The organism is Thermodesulfobacteriota bacterium (assembly GCA_035559815.1).
Taxonomy (GTDB): domain Bacteria; phylum Desulfobacterota_D; class UBA1144; order Nemesobacterales; family CSP1-2; genus DATMAT01.
Genome location: DATMAT010000033.1, coordinates 1 through 18,289, shown reverse-complemented (window position 1 = coordinate 18,289; position 18,289 = coordinate 1). Strand labels below are relative to the sequence as shown.

Annotated in this window: 15 protein-coding genes; all 15 read right to left on the bottom strand. The window is 48.8% G+C overall.

Annotated elements, in window-relative coordinates; all coding sequences use genetic code 11:
- Positions 1 to 3: 3 nt before the first annotated feature.
- On the bottom strand, positions 4 to 1,407 hold the full coding sequence (locus VNN20_09215) for an ATP-grasp domain-containing protein (protein HWP92362.1): 1,404 nt from the start codon (positions 1,405 to 1,407) through the stop codon (positions 4 to 6).
- A gap of 10 nt (positions 1,408 to 1,417) precedes the next feature.
- Complete coding sequence (locus VNN20_09210; GenBank protein HWP92361.1) at positions 1,418 to 2,767, bottom strand: hypothetical protein; 1,350 nt, start codon at positions 2,765 to 2,767, stop codon at positions 1,418 to 1,420.
- Positions 2,768 to 2,844: 77 nt separating this feature from the next.
- A complete protein-coding gene (gene murF / locus VNN20_09205) occupies positions 2,845 to 4,002 on the bottom strand; it encodes a UDP-N-acetylmuramoyl-tripeptide--D-alanyl-D-alanine ligase (protein ID HWP92360.1) in 1,158 nt (385 codons plus the stop codon).
- Positions 4,003 to 4,132: 130 nt separating this feature from the next.
- Positions 4,133 to 6,028 (bottom strand): asparagine synthase (glutamine-hydrolyzing), encoded by a 1,896-nt coding sequence (asnB, locus tag VNN20_09200; protein HWP92359.1) that lies wholly within the window; start codon positions 6,026 to 6,028, stop codon positions 4,133 to 4,135.
- 45 nt (positions 6,029 to 6,073) lie between these two features.
- Complete coding sequence (locus VNN20_09195) at positions 6,074 to 7,312, bottom strand: hypothetical protein (GenBank protein ID HWP92358.1); 1,239 nt, start codon at positions 7,310 to 7,312, stop codon at positions 6,074 to 6,076.
- Between the two features lie 531 nt (positions 7,313 to 7,843).
- Entirely contained in the window at positions 7,844 to 9,145 is a 1,302-nt protein-coding gene (gene murF / locus VNN20_09190) for a UDP-N-acetylmuramoyl-tripeptide--D-alanyl-D-alanine ligase (protein ID HWP92357.1), read from the bottom strand.
- Positions 9,146 to 9,335: 190 nt separating this feature from the next.
- A complete protein-coding gene (locus VNN20_09185) occupies positions 9,336 to 10,568 on the bottom strand; it encodes a hypothetical protein (GenBank protein ID HWP92356.1) in 1,233 nt (410 codons plus the stop codon).
- A gap of 322 nt (positions 10,569 to 10,890) precedes the next feature.
- Positions 10,891 to 11,598 (bottom strand): hypothetical protein, encoded by a 708-nt coding sequence (locus VNN20_09180; GenBank protein ID HWP92355.1) that lies wholly within the window; start codon positions 11,596 to 11,598, stop codon positions 10,891 to 10,893.
- 4 nt (positions 11,599 to 11,602) lie between these two features.
- Positions 11,603 to 12,271: a GNAT family N-acetyltransferase gene (locus tag VNN20_09175; protein ID HWP92354.1), complete on the bottom strand. Its 669-nt coding sequence runs from the start codon at positions 12,269 to 12,271 to the stop codon at positions 11,603 to 11,605.
- Entirely contained in the window at positions 12,268 to 12,870 is a 603-nt protein-coding gene (locus tag VNN20_09170; GenBank protein HWP92353.1) for a GNAT family N-acetyltransferase, read from the bottom strand. Before VNN20_09170 ends, VNN20_09175 begins: the two co-directional genes overlap by 4 nt.
- 79 nt (positions 12,871 to 12,949) lie before the next feature.
- The gene (gene murF / locus VNN20_09165; protein HWP92352.1) at positions 12,950 to 14,263 is read right to left on the bottom strand and encodes a UDP-N-acetylmuramoyl-tripeptide--D-alanyl-D-alanine ligase; all 1,314 of its coding nucleotides are present in this window, start codon (positions 14,261 to 14,263) and stop codon (positions 12,950 to 12,952) included.
- Between the two features lie 724 nt (positions 14,264 to 14,987).
- Positions 14,988 to 15,896 (bottom strand): lysophospholipid acyltransferase family protein, encoded by a 909-nt coding sequence (locus VNN20_09160; GenBank protein ID HWP92351.1) that lies wholly within the window; start codon positions 15,894 to 15,896, stop codon positions 14,988 to 14,990.
- A 147-nt stretch (positions 15,897 to 16,043) separates the two neighbouring features.
- Positions 16,044 to 17,039: a glycosyltransferase gene (locus VNN20_09155; GenBank protein ID HWP92350.1), complete on the bottom strand. Its 996-nt coding sequence runs from the start codon at positions 17,037 to 17,039 to the stop codon at positions 16,044 to 16,046.
- Between the two features lie 30 nt (positions 17,040 to 17,069).
- Entirely contained in the window at positions 17,070 to 18,050 is a 981-nt protein-coding gene (locus tag VNN20_09150; GenBank protein HWP92349.1) for a glycosyltransferase, read from the bottom strand.
- The coding region (locus VNN20_09145) for a hypothetical protein (protein HWP92348.1) at positions 18,047 to 18,289 on the bottom strand (243 nt) is incomplete at its 5' end. The genes VNN20_09145 and VNN20_09150, both read right to left, overlap by 4 nt.

Below are 18,289 nucleotides of genomic sequence, written 5' to 3'. Positions count from 1 at the left end.
AATCTACTTTAATTGTTCTTCTTCCTTTTGTGACAGTATAGAGAGGTCCTTATAAATGTTCAAAACCTCGTTTCTGGTTTTTCCAAAAAGAGCCGCGGTAAACTTGCCGTATTCCAGGCAGCCGATATTGAAAGGAACCAATCCTTTGCCGGTTTCCGGGTCAAAGAATGAGTGGTCATATAATTTCTCGATGTCTGCGAACGAAATCGCCTTCGTCCTGACGTTGAGTGAGAGAAATGCCTGGATAATCGGCCGTCCTTTTCTTTTCTGCTCTTTATTAAGGTGTTCCATGAGTGCTCGGGGATAGGTGGCGGCGTTGGTTCTCGGGTTGATTTCGGCAAGATAGTGCTGGTATAGACCCTTTTCCCGGTCAAAATACTCTATGAAATCGAACCCCAGTAAACCGCTGTATCCCTTCGCCTGCAGCCACCTTGATAGCGTCCTGGCTGAAAGTACCATATCTTTTAACGTGTTAGCTACGGATGGGTAAATGTTGCCCTCGTGCATCAGGTTTTCATTAAGGACCTGGTCGGTGATGCCCACGCAGAAAATATCGCCCTTGCCGGGCTCTATATACATCAGAACGTTTGGAGAGACGGTAAAATCAATCATAGACTCTACGATATATGTGGTGTTGTAGTCTTTCTCCGCAATCTCGTTTAGAGCTTGCTTTATGCTAGGAGCACCTTTTTCTACGATGAAGGTTGAATCTCCGGATGTCCCATGAGTTCCTTTGATAACCACTCTACCGGTTCTATGGATGTGGCGGCCTACGCCGGACTCGATCGGTGTCATGCTTAAGGGCCTTCCATCTTCTCCCCGCATGATTTCTATAACTTCGCCTTGGGGAACCGGTATTCCGAGTGCGAGTGCTTTATTTCTGACCTTGCACTTTTGGTCGGCATAGCAGACTGCCTCCGGGGCTCCACCATCGAGATGGATTTTCGTGGCTAGAACCTTCTCTAAAGTGGAAGCCAGCCTAATTTCTCGGTGGGTTGTTATGTAAGGGTTCAGGATAATTTTCTTGTTGGGCTTAATCAGCCTTCTAATTGTCAAAAGCGCATCAGGATTAGCAGCTACTAGGTCAGATAGACTTGCCCCGACGCCGGTATTAACGCCACCAGAAGCAACTATTACTTTTTCTTTTTTAGTGCCTACAGCCAGTCCGGAGAGGAATTGAAGATGCTGGTTGTCTACATCGTACGGAACGCAGACCAAATCGTCAGGCCTTGCCAATACCAGGGCTCTTTCCGAATATTTGGCTAATTCCGGCTTAATTTTGATATACTCGCCGATGTTCTTAAGCGAGGTGACGCTGTGTACGAATATTTGGGTAACATTGGAGTCACCCAAGGTTTCGACTATGGAGCTTATATCATTATCTCGGTCGAATTCGGTCATATACATAGTTGAAAGCTCAGGGACTAACCTTTTCTGGGTGATTCCAGTCGATTTCGTCGTAATCGGACTTCACCATCGAACGGGCCACACGGAACTTTCCGTTTGAATCGAATTGTATCTCGAGGACCAGAACTATCCGGAATTCCACTCCCGGTCCTAGCAATTTGGTTGCGGAATCCTCTACTACTGCCACTTGAGAGGGAGTAGGATTGGCAGAGGGTACTACAAGACAGGTAATCCGGTCCACACTCTCCTGTATCAGTTGGTATTGGCTAACCCACGGGGCTATGTCGCTGACGATAATGCGTATAATCTCGTAAGGATGCACCATTCGTCCTCCCGGGAGAGAAAAATAATCTAGCATACGCCCCTGTACCGTGCTTATCGTCGAAAAAGGCTGTCCGCATCGGCAAATTTCTAATCCTTTGGTGACAATGTCCCCTAACCTGTACCGGATGAAGGGCATAGCAAAGGAGTGGAGGCCTGTGCAAACGACCTCGCCTCTCTCGCCGATTTCGACGGGGCGGCCGTCTTTAACAACCTCGAGGATCACACTGTCATCACATACGTGCAGTTCTCCCGTCTCTTTACATTGTCTGGCAATCTGGTTGAATTCGTGGCTGCCGTAAGTCTCGAAAACCGGGGCTGAGAAGGCTTTGCTAATCTGTGTTCGCATTAGTGGGGTAAGTACTTCTCCTCCTACCATGACTATGCGAGGGGTGATTGAGAAGCGCCCCTCGTTGCAGATGACCCGAGCCAGATGCGAAATCACTCCGGGAAACCCGGCCAGGGCATCGGGACGAGTACGCTCTAGTTTGGACAAAATACGGTCTGGGGGTAATAGACAGCTAATCCCGACCCTACGGTATAAACCAAGCGCCTGAAGAAAATGCGTCGGAGTTAGGCGGTCTTTGAGCAGAATTGGCCGGACAAGCCCTATACTGGCTGTGGTGTCGGTCATTCGCACCCCAAAGTCTTGCCGGGAACGCAGTATAATCGTACCGAGAAGCCTCTCTTCGAACCAGGTGCGGCGAATAATAAGGGGTTCGCCTGAGGAGCCGCTGGTCCTCCGTACAACAAGATTTTTTGGGTTTACACCGCGTGCAACAATTTCTTCTTCTGGTAAAGACCGTAGGTCGTTCTTCGAGGTGACCGGGATTTTGCCGAGGTCGTCTGTGGTTTTGATGTCGCCGGGCCCAAGACCTGCACGGTCGAGCAATTTACGGTAGTAAGGGACATTATTATAGGCATGAGCTATCAGGTCCCGGAGCCTCTTATTCCGGAACGCAACGACCTCCTCTCTTGTGACATATTGGTGACGCAGTAATGTGTATAGTGTTAATAGTTGGTCTAGTGGGGAAATCACGATTTTACTCTCTGCCAGGGTACCTTAAAATGTTATCTACGGGTTGGATAACATGGTTCCCTACCAATGATTTTCCTTCATTGAATAAATAGTCTTGATTCTAAACCGCCCAGGTCGAACTCTGGTTTTAACTCCTTACAGATATCGCAAAGAAAAGTCTTCCCACACTTAGTCTTCCAGCAGCCGATTGGTCCAAACTGGGCCAGGAATAACCTGGAGAGATGGTCGGTAATTCGTCCCTTCAGCAACACCAGGTCTCCACTCCGAAGCTCTGACCGTAGGTATAGAGCCGCTCGGTATAGGTCTTTAAAATGAAGAGCCTGCTCCGGTTTCATCCCGGACGCGATGGCCGTCTTTACAGCGTGATGCCCGTGTTCACCGATAAAGACTGCTAGGTCGGCTATTTGTGAGGCAGTCTTTCCCAATTTCTTAAGCCGGTCACGGGGCTTATCACGAGAATCGGAGATATCACTCATAACCAGTACCCGACGCTTAGCTTCGGCTTCTTTCAAGACCTTCAGTGCCGGCAGCAAAGTATCCGACGAGCCGTTTTCTTCATCCCGTAGAATAATAGCTCCGGAAGGAACAACTACCGGCTGCATACGACCCATAGCCGGGTTGACTTTCTCCAGTGCCGCGGCTGCATCTTTGAGCGAAATTCCGCAGGAAAGGGCCGCAAGGACAGCGGCCAAAATCGAGCTCACCCAGTGCTCCCCGACCAAATTAGTCTTAATCCATTCGGCCTGAGACCGGGTATGCACCCTAAGGGTCAGATGTTCGGGCCATTTTGACGATATCTCATCGGCCCATAGATTATACTCTTTCGATAGACCAAACGTCTTCACTTTGCACTTGCAGTTGTCGGCCATTCTTAGCACGCGTGGGTCGTCAGCGTTCAGAATGGCCAATCCGTCGGAGGAAAGAGGCTCCAAAATCCGGGCCTTCTCTCTGGCTGTTTCTTCTAGTGTCTTGAAGAAGTTGATGTGTGTCCTGGCCACTGCCAGCACGATAGCGATATGAGGCCTCACCAGTCTAGCTAATTTACCGACCCGCCCCGGTCGGCTGGTTCCGATTTCCACCACGGCAAATCGGTGCCATGGTCTTATTCGAAGTATGGTACGGGGGACACCGTAAGCATCATTTTGATTGTATTGAGTCATAGCGGTAGGAAAATGAGCGGAGAGTATGGCCCCTAGACACTCTTTGGTTGTCGTTTTTCCTACGCTTCCGGTTATGGCTATAAAGGTTGTTCGGAAAAGAAATAGACGCCATAGGTATGCGAGTAAATACAGGAGCCTCAGGAAGCATTCCCAGAGAAAGACATTTTTTTTTATGCTTGAATTTATGAACTGTATTCAACTTCGTTTATTGATTCCGAGGCTTACAGCCTTTCATGAAAAGGTCGTCCCAAAGCTGAATTCCGAGGACGCCCATCAAATACTTACTGTGGACGGTCTTCCTAAGTCCGTGTTGCCCAGCCAACTGGGTCATAAACTCGGGGTTAAAATATCCTTTTTCTCTGAGACAGTTTTCGGACATTAATTCCGAGGCAAATGCCGGTAGCTCGTCCACCCATTGTGCGTACGGGGCGGAGAGTCCGCGCTTCTTTCGCTGGGCAATTTCCCTGGGTAAAACGTCGCGCATAGCTTGGCGGAGTATGTGTTTTTCCTGAACGCCTCGCATTTTCAAAGAGGGTGGGATTTGAGTGGAGAACTCCACGAGTTCATGGTCCAGGAAGGGCACTCGCGCTTCCAGTGAATAGGCCATGGAGGCTGCATCTAAGTGTCTAGTAATATAGTCCGGGAGACGCACCTTCAGTTCCAGGTATTGCAGTTGTGCAAAGGTATGCCAGCTATTGAACTCTCGGGGGAGGCTTAGGGAGTCTTCGGCACTAGATTGGTCGGATAGTTTGTATCTCAGGTCGTCGGAAAAGATTTGGTCATCAAACTCGGCAATTCCGGAGTCGATGACAAATTTATATCGAGCCAGGTTCATCTCGGATGGAGCGCTGAGTATTCGGCTTGCCCGCGGCCATCTTCTTCTGACCGCCGGCATCCGGGCCAAGAATCTTTGCATCCCCCTGGGGAGCTTTGTGAAGGGCTGTAATAGCTTGTGGGTTATGAACCAGGGATAGCCCCCGAAGATTTCGTCGGAACCTTCTCCGGTCAGTACTACCTTGACGCTATTTGACGCCAACTGAGAGAGGATCATTTGAGGAATCTCGACGCCGGTGGTGAATGGGTCCTCGCAGTGCCATACAGCCTTGGGCAGAATCTCAAAGTCCTTAGCAGTACATAGCGCCTGTCGGTTATCGAGATTATAGAACTTAAAGTGATTCAAGGTTTTCTGCTGGCTTATCTCGTCAAACCGCTGGTTCTCGAATGCGAGAGAGAAGGTCTCTATAGGGCGATCGCTATTTAAGCTCATCAGGGAAGCGATGGAGCTAGAGTCGATTCCGCTGCTTAGCCATGCCCCGACGGGAACGTCGCTCCGTAAATGAATTCTTACGGATTCCTCTAGCTTATACCTGAGTAATTCGGCCCATTCCTGCTGGCTTCTTCGAGGCGTATCTTCACCCCGCGTCGGAAAGCGAACGTCCCAATATTGGCGAATGGATGATTTGCCGTCCCGATAAAGAAGATAATGTCCGGGCAACAGCCGACGAATCCGGGTAAATAGGGTCTTGGGTGAAAGGACAAAACCCAGGTTGAACAAATCCTTGAGTGCCTTCACGTCCATTTCCCTTTCTATACCGCCGCTCATCAGTATGGACTTTATCTCCGAGCCAAAGTATATCCCTTCCATGTTCGTAGAGTAAAATAGCGGTTTTATGCCGAGACGGTCTCGGGCGAGCATAAGCTGGCGGCGGTTTCTATCCCATAAGGCAAAGCCGAACATACCTCTTAAATAGCTGACGCATTCTTCACCATGGTCTTCATAAAGATGAACGATTACCTCTATGTCCGAGTGGGTTTTAAAACGGTGGCCGCGGGCCAGTAGCTCTTGCCTGAGCTCTTTGAAATTATAAATCTCTCCATTACAAACGACGATTATGGACCCGTCTTCGTTAAAAATCGGCTGGTCCCCGGCTTCCAGGTCTATAATACTCAGGCGCCTAATTCCCAGGCCGACCCCGGGCGCAATATGAAAACCCTGGCTGTCCGGGCCGCGATGGGCCATAATCTCGGTCATCTGACGGAGCATTTCCCTATCAACCGGCCTTTCCGGATGGGAATAAACTACCCCGCAAATTCCGCACATCAGGCAACCTTTCCTATTTCGTGCACCGAAATCGTTCCGTAGTCTTTACCGGTCATGATATTCCTCGAATAGACGACCTTTACAATCCTCAAGTGTTTTTGTATCGACCAGCCGTGTCTTTACCGGGGTTCTGATGTTCTCTTTCCAACCTGAAGCCGAAACCAGATAGAGCTGTCTTAAACCCGCTATCCACATATAATGGTGCGCTCTCTCGACTTCGGTCTCCGCCGCCGGGTTTTCACCGTCCATCAGAGATATGGCGGATAAGCCGCCATTGTCTCTGAATATTAATGGGTTATTGGAGAGCAGTGAAATTACCTCTCTGCTGAAATTATTGATGTACACCAAATAGTCATAATAGGTGTCGTGTTTTTCATTAATGATCATTCCCCATTTGCGCTTATACCGCAGCAAGCCGTCGTTGAGCAAGGGGCGGCAGCCGCCGAAGTCAACAAGTTCGCACCCCAGTTTACTGGCATGTTCTATTATGAACAAATAACACGCCGTAAGCGCGCCTGTTTTCACCAGGGTCCGTTCTCCGTTTAAAGTGCCCAGGGCTAATATTTGAAGGAGCTGGCCCCGTCGTTTAAAGAGAAGCCCGGCGATCGGTTTATTGTTTTGCATTACCCAGAGTAACCCGCCTTGCTTGAGGCTTCGTCTCAACTGGTAAAAGTTTCGTATATATGCCTTTTCACCATATCGTCTTTGAATAGAGGGAACGTACATCTCATTGTAAAACGTATCAAAGTCCGAAATGTTCTGGGTGTAATGAGGATGAAGATTACTCCGTCGCACTATACGCAGGTCATCCTTCAAGCTGCGGCTTCGGCGAGGGGGTATCTTCAGACCCTCAGACACCGGGAGCGATAAGCAAACCCATTCCGGGACGGCAATATAATCCTGGCTGAAGAATAGACGGGCGGAGACCCGGTCTATACGAGCTATAGTCAAATCGGTGGACTGTCTCAACAGTCTCAGGGTGGAAGCTAGATTCCAAGACCAAACATTTTCCACTATCTCCAGCTTGTACTGACCGTCAAAAAAGTGGTCGGTCATGTAGTCAGTCTCGGCGTTCTCTCTATTGGCAAATAGAATGGTCACTTCTTGGCTGCTTAAATGGGTTTTACCACGTAGAATGGATACAGTTATACGCAAATTTTTAAAAGGTAGTAAATACCTGTAGTGCTTTTTAAGAAAATCCCCGACGCCGTCGGGCAAATAACCATAAAGCCACCAGGCTCCTCTCAAAAACCACTGGCTCGCTTTACTCCGAGGGTGTGTCATTTAATAATCATTCTTCCTCACTGCTGTTCAAAATAATCAGAAACCAATGGTTCAAGTTCGAAAAACAGGGCCTTTAGATAGATAAAAAGTTTTCCTCTTTTATGCTTGCTACGCTAGCGCTGTCCTAACCACTCGACTTAGCCGGTCAGGCCTGCAACTTTGCCACACACCCTTCGTCTTCGCTCAGGGTGAAGGGATGTTACCGTGAGGTTTATCCATCTTCGTGGTGAGTAGTTCGGCAAGCTCAGTGTGAAAGGGTTTTTTATTTTTCTTTCCAGCGGGTGCTATTCCGCTCATGCTGAGCCTGTCGAAGCATGGTCTTTTGATTAGTAAGACCGGTGTTGGTCCTTCGATCCTTCGGTATAACTCAGGGCAGGCTAGGCTCAGGACGGACGAGGGTTTTATTTCTTATTGCCCGCGTATGCACACATCTGCTAATTCCCTGAGTGGAGTTTAGACTGGTTTATCAAGCACGCTCAGGGTAGCCTTCGACCATATTCTACGGAAATCACCGTACGATCCTTTCCGGCTTTACATCGCCACTTTCCGTCCTCTCCAGCCTCTCTCCAGCATGGGACAGTGTTCACAGTTTACCTTTGCATTACAGAAGCTGATATCGCAACGAACGGGAAGACCCATGAGAGAAAAGGCCACCCGCTCCAGTCTCTGGCTGTCTCTACCTTTGATCAGTACTACGTCTTCTGGTTTAAGGTCTTCACGCAGAACCTCAATCGCTTTGAATAAGTTTCTTCCAGCGTTTATTATTCGTTCCGGCGGCAACCCCCCGCGTTTTGCTCCGGTAGCATAGCTTTTACAGCCGGTATCTCCGCCCAAGAAAATAGCCTGCCAGGCGATTTGAGCAATGCGCTCACCAATAGCCCGGTAGATAGGACCTTGGCTTCCCGGAGGCTCTTCTACTTCTCCCAGCACCACGATACGCCGTTTTGCCGGTATTTCCGATAGCGCGTCCAGTGCGGTCTCGATCGTCTCCAGCCCCGATTTGTGGTCGTCTCTCAGGATAAAAGCACCGTTTGCCAGCCTGACCGGTTGTAAGCGGCCGGATGTCGGAGGCAGTGATTCGAGTGCCCTAATCACCTGGTCGAGGTCAAGACCCTCGGCAATGGCTACAGCCAGTGTAGCCAGGATGGGATATACCATGTGCTTGCCTATAAGGCGGGTGCTTAAAGCCCTTGTCTCGCCGCCAGCATGGAGTTTGAACCGCATACCATTCGGCCAGTCAAGTTGTATATCTCTAGCGATTACGTCGTTGGTTTCCCCTATGCCGAAGGTTATAACCCGGGCAGAAGTCTGGTTCTTCATCCAGAGAACATTCGGGTCGTCGCCGTTAAGCACGGCTAGGCCCGATTCACGGAGTATTTTTACCATAGCCGATTTCTCTGACCGCGTCGTTTCCAGCGTGCCCAGGGAGCGGTTGTGCTCACTCCCGATCGAGGTGACGACGGTGATGTCCGGCCGGATGAGTCGGGCATATATATCCATCTCGCCAGGGCCATGGATCCCGACCTCTATTGCGGCATGTCGGTCAAATGGTCGAATGCGCAGAATCCCCCGGGCTACACCAGTCCAGGAGTTCCGCTGGAAGCTCGGATGATATTGTTTACCTAACGCAGAGATTAGAGCGCGCGCCGTGGTTGACTTCCCGTAGGAACCGACAACAGCGATGATGCGGGTGTTTCGGACAAGTGTGCTCCGATAGGTATAGGCGATACGGGATAGAATCGGCCAGGTACTTCGGTACATACTGTGCATAAGGTGAAATCGCCCCAGGGGTGTGGATAATAGAGCCGGTATCTCGCGCCATTTATATGGCAACTCTTTTCTCCTCGACGTTAAAAAAGCCTGTTCTTCCTCAAAAAATGAGAGTGACGTTTCTATCTAGGCTAACAAAATTATCTGGTCATAGACATATTCATACTTTACTCGATGTCATGATGTGCATAGAGCACGTTAATCTTTACATTAATATTTCTTTTAGTGATTAGAGAGACATAGCTATATTCAATCACAGTAGCCCGTTTAATTTGAGTTTGTGTGGAGTCAAATTTTCAGAGCTTTTAAGGTCGATTAGACATGTTTGTGGTGGACTGCTGATATTTGCCCGCCAGCCGGATGCGCTGATAAGATAAAGCCATTTCAGCCCTGGCATCCATACGGAATGATGAATCTTCCGCACCTGAGCATTTGTTGCAGGTTCTTTTTGATCCATCACACATAAACCAGACAAACCTTTATGGTCTCGGAATATGAGCGGTGTTTTTGAAAAGAAAGAGATTATCGGTCCGTTAAAGCGGTTCCAATATACCAGGAAGTCATACCACGTATCAGGTTTTTCTCTTAGACTTACGCCCCATTTGTGCTTATAGCGCAGCACACCATCGCTCAGAGAAGGACGGCACCCACCAAAGTCAACGAGCTTACAGCCGCTGACATAAGCGTGTTTGACAAGAAGTAAGTATAGCGAAGCGAAGGCGCCTTCTTCCACAGGCTTCGATTCTCCATTGATTGTGCCGAAAGCAATGGACCTGAGTTGTTCGTTTCGTTGTTCAAATAGAAGACCGGCGACAGGCTGGTTATTACGTTTTATGAAGAACAGACCACCCTGATGAAACATCCGACGCATCTGGTGGATATTCCTGATAACACTTTGTTCTCCGTATCGCTTCCGTATGAAAGGAATAAACATTGTACAATAAAATCGTTCAAAGGCTTCTTCAACTCGACTCAGTTCGTATGTGAAATTGTTGCCTGATACCCTTTTTAGTTCCCTCCTAAGTTTATAGTTTTTATTGGCCAGTTCGTTAATATCTTCGGGTAAAGCCAGTGAGGAACCCACCCATTCCGGCACAGCTAGATAATCCGCACTAAGGAACATCCGGGCATAAAACTGGTCTACGTGAGCGATCGTCAAGTCAGCCGATGTCCGCAACTGTTTTAGGGTGTTACCCAAGTCCCATAATGGCACCTTACCTAGCGGCTCACGTTGATATTCAGCCTCAAAGAAGCGGTGAATTAAGTACCCGGCTTCATGTTCGGAGCCGGCAATAATCACGGTTCCAAGGCGGCCGTTGAGTTGGGTCGGACCACGTAGGATTGCAACTGACATATTGAGATTTTTGAACGGCAGAACATAGCGAAATCCCCATTTCAGGACGTCATCAGCTGCTAATGGCAATCGTTCATACAAACTCCAGGCAATTTCTACCAACCGTTTTGATTTTTGATTGGATTCAACCATGTATTGAAAAATCACGTTGTGATACTGAAGAAATTAATTCAGGAGAGGGGCTCGGATAAACCATATACCCTAATGTGCTTGGCTGGACCAGTTGATATCAGAATATACTTCGTGCCAAAGTGGTTTATCGGAACATATTGCAACTCTTTTCACCTATGTGCAGTCTATCTTAGTTTAAGCAATGGCTAACTAGCAGTGATGAATTTGAATAGATTATTCCGTTGTTTAACTCCCACAAATGACAAGGCCTGAGGCGTCATGACAAATCGCCTTCTTTTGGCACGAAGCAATCTCTTATTTGTACAAGTTTGTTGATGAATATCTATTTAAGAACCATCTTCACTAATCGACGAAGTGATTCGGCATATGAGCTTTTATAAAGCACGTATCCCAGGCTGAATCTATTGGTATCGGAGTATACAGCGTGCCATAGGGGCTTGTCTCTCCGTATTTCAAAAAGGCGTACGTTCCATTCATCGTCCAAGGAGGTTATGATTTTTTGCGTATCAGGGTCGCGGTATCTGAAGAAAGACTTACCCGGTTCTTCTGCATGGCTTATATACATTCTCCATCCCGGGGCTCCGCTGTTTGTGTGCCAGCCCATATAGGCACCAGGGGGGTACCAGAAATGCCCGCTGGCAGCCACCGATAAGCTTCCGTTGGCCCTGAGGTTTTGCTTTATCTTTTTAAAGATAAGGGCGTCCACCGACTTCCTAAATGTCACTACCTGTGTGCTTAATACCGAGTCTCCGATGTTTCTGGCATTGAAAACAATAACATTGGATATATCCCTTTCCTTAGCTATTCCATGCACGTCCCGTCCTGATTGGAGGATGGATTGGAGTGCTTCCTCGGAGACAGCGGCAGCACCGGCATTAGGGTCCGGCTTAAAACTGTTTTGAAAAAAAACCGCTGCCGCCCTTTTTTGAGCCTCGATACAAGTCTTAACCTGGTCGGTAAGTGTGCGGTCTTCGTTCCAGTCAGTGAGGTCCTGGTATATTTTGAGTGAGCCTAGGTCTATTTTATGCATGTAATCACCCCTCGATTTTATTTGCCTTATGAAAGTCCCATCGCCAGGGCCCTAACTTAATATAGCCCATAATACCAAAAGGACTGAAACCTACTTTTTGAACTGCCCGGATGTTTGGCCTGTTTTCCGGTATTACCGCTATAATCATTCGTCTATAGCCGGCAGAGCGAAAATATCGAATCATCTCCGCTCTTACTAGTGGTGAGATAGATAGTCCGCGAAAATCAGGCTTGGTAAAAGAGTCGAAGATGTAGACTTCATCCTGTTTCAGCAGAATTTCTCTAGAAAGATAGTGGCTCCAGGCTTTATCAGTAGCAGCCCAAGAAGCGGAAATAATTTGTCCATCATAGCGTGCAACGAAACACAAATGGCCGGAGCTAAACCGACCAGGAGCAGGGGAGGGATTTGGCCCGGTGTATAATGCGAGATACTCATCTATCTCAGTTTCTTTCAGTAGGTCTATTTTCACCGGAATTCTAGGTTTTATATTCGGAGTGATTTGATCCAGTGGGCGTTCAAGCAAGAGCACCCGTCGGTAAATGCGCGTTTCGTCCAGCAGTTTTAAGGACAAACTCTTGATACCGTCATCTTTTAATATTTTGACTGCTCGTTTTAGTGAATGCAGTTTAATCGAGTCTCCTCCTGCCCGATTCAGACTGGTTATATTTCTCATGGATTGATAACCCTGTAAAAGTCCTTTCGCCACGGTCCGACCCGGACGTAGCCCATCATTCCCAGGGTATGAAAACCAGCTTTGTGAAGCGCTTTTAAGCTAGAGCTGTTTTCTGGCAGAACCCAGCAGATCATTCTTCGGTAGCCGGCCGAGCGGAAGTACCGGATCATCTCCGCCTTCAAGGCCGGCGAGACGGATAGGCCTCGAAAGTCTGGCTCGGTGAACGAAGCATAGGTGTAAACCTCGTCCTGTCCTAAACGAATTTCCCGATTGAGATAGTAGCTACGAACGGTCATATTTGCAGTCGCCCAGGTGACGGAAATTATCTTCCCTCGATGCCGAGCCACAAAACACCGATGGCCGGAGTCAATCCGGGCTATGATTTCAGACTGCTGGACTCCTGCTCTAAACATGGAGTATTCCTCGGCCTCGGTCTTTTTAAGCAGGTCTATTGTTATGGGCACTCGGGGCTCTGTATGCGGTATAGGGTCGTCAAGCAACCGCTCTAGCAGAAGATACCGGCGATAGCCCATTTCTCCCAGCGACTTGAACCAGAAGCTTTTAATACCTTCTTCTCGAAGTACTGTAATGGCCCGCACAAATAAATTGCTAGTTCTAGTTAGGGGTGATAAACGGGTCATCTTAAAGTATATGGTTATGCGGCACGAGCCGTTATTTTTAGCTCTTCGGCTGCTCCAGACCTAGCGTAGCGCTATTCCATCCTCGCTCCAGCATGGGGCAGTGTTCGCAACGCCTCTTCACGTTACAATAGTTAATACGGCAGCGTACCTTTTTACCCATAAGCGAAAGGGCTACCCGGTCGAAACGCTGGGTACCGCGTCCCTTGATTAGCACGACGTCTCCGGGCCCGATCTCCTGGCGGAGCAACTCTATAGCTTTAAACGTGTTTTCTCCGACATAACTGATGCTTTCTCGAGGCATCCCGCCGTGCTTTGCGCCGGTAGCGTACTTTCTGCAACTATGACCGCCGACGAAGATAGCTCGGGAAGCAACTTTGGCGATGCGTTCTCCAATCAGTTGATATAGCGGATACTTCTCTCCGGGTGGTTCCTCGATATCTCCAAGCACTACTATTCGTCGCCGTGCCGGTATTTCTGATAAAATGTCGAGCCCGGTTTCAATAGTTTCCAGGTGGGACTTGTAGTCATCACGTAGAATAAACGCTCCGTTTGGAAGCGGGACGGTCTGCATTCGACCGGGCGTCGGAGCTAGAGCTTCCAGCGCTGGAATTACTTGATCAAGGGTAAATCCTCGGGCAAGGGAAACCGCCACCGAAGCCAGAATTGGGTGTACCATATGCCTGCCGATAAGCCTGATTCGTAAGTCGCGTGTCTCTTCTAGTGTATGCAGTTTGAACCGCGTTCCGTTAGGCCAATCGAGGGATATGTCACTCGCCCATATATCGTTTGTGCTATCGATACCAAAGGTTATAACCTTTGCCACGGTTTCACTCTTCATCCAGAGAACGTTGGGGTCATCGCCGTTCAGTACTGCTATGCCTGCTGGCTTGAGTGCTCTTACCATCTTCGATTTTTCCGTTCGCGTAGCTTCGAGGGTTCCCAGTGAACGGTTGTGCTCGCTTCCAATAGATGTAACCACTGTGATGTCCGGTTTAACCAGGCGTGCGTAGACCTCCATCTGACCGGGGCCATTAATTCCTACCTCAATCACGGCGTGGCGATCATAAGGCCGGATGCGAAGAACCGCGCGAGCCACGGAGCTGAATGCATTGAATTGAAAACGCGGGTGAGTATGCACACCTAGAGCAGCCGCTATCGCCCGGGCTGTGGTTGACTTTCCGAATGAACCTACTACAGCCACAACGCCGGTATTTCGAACGACCGTACCTCGGTATAGAGCAGCCAGTCGTGAAAGAATAGGCCAGGATCGATGCCAAATGCCATGAATGAGCTCCGAGCGTCCAATCGGGGTTCTTAGGAGTACCGGTATATCTTTCCACGGACTACGCATCACCAGTTCGCTTCGATTTAACTTGAGAGTCCCCTGTGGCTGGCCACAGGGTTACCACTATATTGTCATTGCGAACGTAGTGAAGCAATCTCGTTTTTAGATTGCTTCGTCGCTATCCTCCTCGCAATGACAGCTGAGATGGTGTCAATATAAGATCATACCGTGCAGCTTGATGCAGGGTTGTTGATTTTTATGTCCGGTCAAACTTGCACAAAATAAGAGATTGATTCGCAATGACGTAGAAGAAATCAATGTCTACTATTCTGGTTATTGTGAGGCAGTCCTCTGGCGGGCAATTCGACTTGCCGGATAGTATCAGGAACAACCATATAGGCATCCCTCTACCAGGCCCAGCATGAGCGGATTTACATTCGCTGTTAATGAGCAATAAAAGACCCCTTTCGTCCGGAGTAGTGAGCTGGTCCCCGATTTAATCGGTGAACTATCGAAGGGCTCATGGTTCGACGGAGTTTATCTTGAGTGCTTGGATTCCTCAGCATAAACTTAACCGAAACGCTCACCATGAAGTAGGGGATAACTCATTCTAAATACCACTTCACGCTGAGCCTGCCCAGATTGTCGAAGAACGCACCATGAAGAGCTCTGTGAAACTCACAGTAACGCCATGCTTTCACCCTGGAGCTAAGTCGGAGGGTTGAAGGATAAACTCTTCAAAAGACCAATCCTTTGTCCCTTCGACTTTGCAGTGAACATGATCTTGGTGTTAGTTTTTGCCGCCCGATTCGAGATGGTGCCAGCTACGGTACTTCTCTGGATATTTTCTGATGTACGATTCCAATAAGCCGGCGTATTCTGCGACGCTATTTTTCAACCCTTGGTCTCTGTCCTCGTTTCCCTCTATATTTATAGGCGGCTCGATGACCAGGCACGTATTTCCGCTCCTATTTTGAATACAAAATATCGGTAGAATCGGGGCCCCGGATAACCTGGCCAGGCTAACCATTCCGGTAGAGAATAACTGAGTGTGACCAAGAAATTGGAGAGGTATCAGTTTTTGCCCTAATCTGCCGTCGCCGGTGATACATATGATCTTGTTTTGCGCCAACATGCCCCAGAGCTGTCTGGTAAAAGCAAGGGAGGACGAATTAGGCAGGTATATGATCTCTTCGATAAATTCTTTTTCAAGTTTTTCAAAAAATGGCCTAATGATATGATGGCGCACCCATGTTTCTGGGGCCATAACATTGGCAAACCCTCCAATGTGGGACCTAGCGTGCACCTGGTATAGGGAAAATCCATTTTCATGAAGGATTCGTTTTGCCAAGCTCCTTCCCCCAAAACTGTTACTCTCCCATAGAATTACTCCATTCCCTTTTTTGAGTGCGGTGTGCAGATGGTCTAGTCCACGGATCTCGGCTCCTTTCAGGGATTGTTTTTCTGCACTGGAAACGAACAAGGAAAAAACCTCGTTCCAGAATTCGTAGAAGTTCCCTTTGACAATCTCCTTTTTCCGGACTTCGCTGAGGTCTTGGCCAAAAACCGTTGAAATATTTTTTTCGCTAATACGTCTTTTTCTCCTGGAAAATTGATAGGCCATGGATGTGATGCCCTTTTTGAAGAACTGTTTTATTCCAGGCGAGGAGAACCAACTTAATACTTGAATTAATACCATCACGGAAAGTAAATAAAGGTCTCTTACTCCTATGAATCTCATCCTGATTGTGTGGTTAATACGTCGCCAAGTAATCACAGTTGGCGAAAGTATACGACGGCATTGTCAGTGGCCTGGTGTCAATGGCGTTGCCATACTCCATTCAGGCTACAGACCTTTGAGAGCTTCATTATCTTCTATGAACAGCCGGTCCCGCTCAGAGATGTGCCGTATTCGATGGAATTCCAAATCAGCCAGCTTTTGCTTTGCCTCTCCCGCACCAAGAGCGTAACCGAGCATTTCACCCAATGCACTCACCAGCAAGCCTATAGCCAGTGCCGGAAATGTGCCCCGGGGAATGTTGTGAGGGCTTTCAGAGCCTTTCAACTTTCTAACAATACGGCTAAAGCGCACGGCCGGAATGAGCGGGGAGCAGGCGGCATAGAGCAATCGTCTCGGTATTGACCAGTATTGTGCGCGGGTTGCCGCAAACATTCGCCCACCATGAAACTGGACTGGTATCCATGAGGACATTAATCCGAAATTGACGTGATATATCTTTGCCGCCGGATCGAGGTAAAGCTGATATCCCTTTTTCCTTAAATCCCAATGAAGCACAGACTCGGCCTCAAGCATCCCTTCGAGCTTGGAGCCATATTCAAGCAGGACCTTACTTTTGTAACTGCTATTGTGGCCGGGTAGGTGATCTACGGTTCCTTTTCGGCCTGGGTCAATCCAATGCCCATAGCCGATCAGAAAATCTGCCCAGCTAATTGCGCTGCCTGGGTTGGCGTTATACACTACCGGCCCTACCGCGGCCCAGGGTTGCTGATGTGCCTCAATGAGAGCTTGAGCCCAGTCCGGTGTGGGGAATGAATGGTCTTCGGCTAGGACAACGACCGGTGCGGTTGCCCTACGAATCCCCGCTGCGTTTCCCTGGGCTATGGACTCTATATTTCTTAACTCCACTATTTTTACCCACCGGAAAGCACTCAGCTCGGGACTGTTAGTATTTATGCACTCAGCCGATGGTGATACGATAACGACTTCCATTTGGTCCTTGGCGGTCTGTTTACTTAGACATGCTATCGTGTTACGGATTGTGGTGAAGCTATCCGGGGTGACAATCACTACCGAAATTTCGGGAGAAGGAAGATAGCCCATTTCTGGCCCTGGTTTAAGAGGGTAAATTGATTATAAGGTTAATAAGTCACGGTCTTCGGGGACGACATGGCGTATACGGGCCATTTCGTAATAGGAATAATGCTCATCTGCTTTACCCAGGCCGAAGGCGTAGCCGGCCAGCTCGCCCGTTGCATGTGAGACTAACCCGGAGATGAGCGCCGGAAAAATTTTGGGGATAAGTTTCTGTTCTCTGCCGGAGCGTTTAATTTCCCTTATCGTGCGCCGGAGCCGCACCAGGGGGATCAGCGGTGCGCCCCCTATATAGAGCAACCGACGCCACAGTGGCCATCTCTTTTGGCGGGCACGAACTGCGGCAAACAACCACCCACCCCAAAAGGCCTGCCTTACCCATGAGGAGAGTAAAGATATGTTCACATGATAGGTCTTAGCCGCCGCCTCGAGGTATATCCCATATCCTTTCACCCGCAATTCGTCGAGTAGCATGCCCTCCACCACTATCATGGAATCGAGCTTATCGCCGTAATCCATCAAGACCTGACGCTTATAGGAGATGTTGTGCCAGGGAAGTCCGAGGGTTTCTCTTGCTCTGGCCGGCTCGAAATAGGGGCCAAACCCCATAAACATCCCGGCCCAGCTAACCATGGTGTTCGGATTGGCATTTCCCATCGCCGGCCCGACAGCGGCGAAACCCTGCTGATGCGCGGCTATCAATGCCTCAGCCCAATCCGGGTCCGGATAACAGTGATCCTCGGCAAAGGCTACTATGGGTGCAATAGCTTGCCTGACCGCAATGGCCTTGGCTTTGGCCACGAGCTTTATTTCCCCGACCTCGACCACTAGAAAACGAAGAAAATCCTTCATCTCCGATAGGTCTAGGCCAAGCCGGTCTGCTGAAGGGGCGACGATTACGACCTCCAACTTGTCCCTGACCGTCTGTGTCCGCAGGTGTCTTATCGTCTTCCGAATCGTATTATAGTGATCCGGGGTGACTATAACAACTGAAATTTCTGGGGAATGAGGATCATTCATTTTAACTCGTTTCCCCCACAAATTAACATCTTCTTATCCGATTTGGAGAGATGAAGGTAGCGGTGGAACTCGTACTTCGATAACCTTTCTTCGGAATCTCCGGCACCGAGAGAATATCCGACAAATTGTCCCACCCCGTCTATGCCCAAGCCTAGAACCAGTGCCAATGAAATGCGTAGCTTTTTCAAAAAGCCAAAGTTGTGTAATACATCCTGCTTGGATATATCCGAGATAATACG

Excerpts from the sequence above, each read along its gene's own strand:
- asnB (HWP92359.1), bottom strand. The coding sequence starts at position 6,028 with ATGTGCGGAATTTGCGGGGTAGTTTATTCCCATCCGGAAAGGCCGGTT.
- VNN20_09195 (HWP92358.1), bottom strand. The coding sequence starts at position 7,312 with ATGACACACCCTCGGAGTAAAGCGAGCCAGTGGTTTTTGAGAGGAGCC.
- VNN20_09160 (HWP92351.1), bottom strand. The coding sequence starts at position 15,896 with ATGGTATTAATTCAAGTATTAAGTTGGTTCTCCTCGCCTGGAATAAAA.
- VNN20_09185 (HWP92356.1), bottom strand. The coding sequence starts at position 10,568 with ATGGTTGAATCCAATCAAAAATCAAAACGGTTGGTAGAAATTGCCTGG.
- VNN20_09175 (HWP92354.1), bottom strand. The coding sequence starts at position 12,271 with ATGAGAAATATAACCAGTCTGAATCGGGCAGGAGGAGACTCGATTAAA.
- VNN20_09155 (HWP92350.1), bottom strand. The coding sequence starts at position 17,039 with ATGGGCTATCTTCCTTCTCCCGAAATTTCGGTAGTGATTGTCACCCCG.
- murF (HWP92352.1), bottom strand. The coding sequence starts at position 14,263 with ATGCGTAGTCCGTGGAAAGATATACCGGTACTCCTAAGAACCCCGATT.
- VNN20_09215 (HWP92362.1), bottom strand. The coding sequence starts at position 1,407 with ATGTATATGACCGAATTCGACCGAGATAATGATATAAGCTCCATAGTC.
- VNN20_09180 (HWP92355.1), bottom strand. The coding sequence starts at position 11,598 with ATGCATAAAATAGACCTAGGCTCACTCAAAATATACCAGGACCTCACT.
- VNN20_09150 (HWP92349.1), bottom strand. The coding sequence starts at position 18,050 with ATGAATGATCCTCATTCCCCAGAAATTTCAGTTGTTATAGTCACCCCG.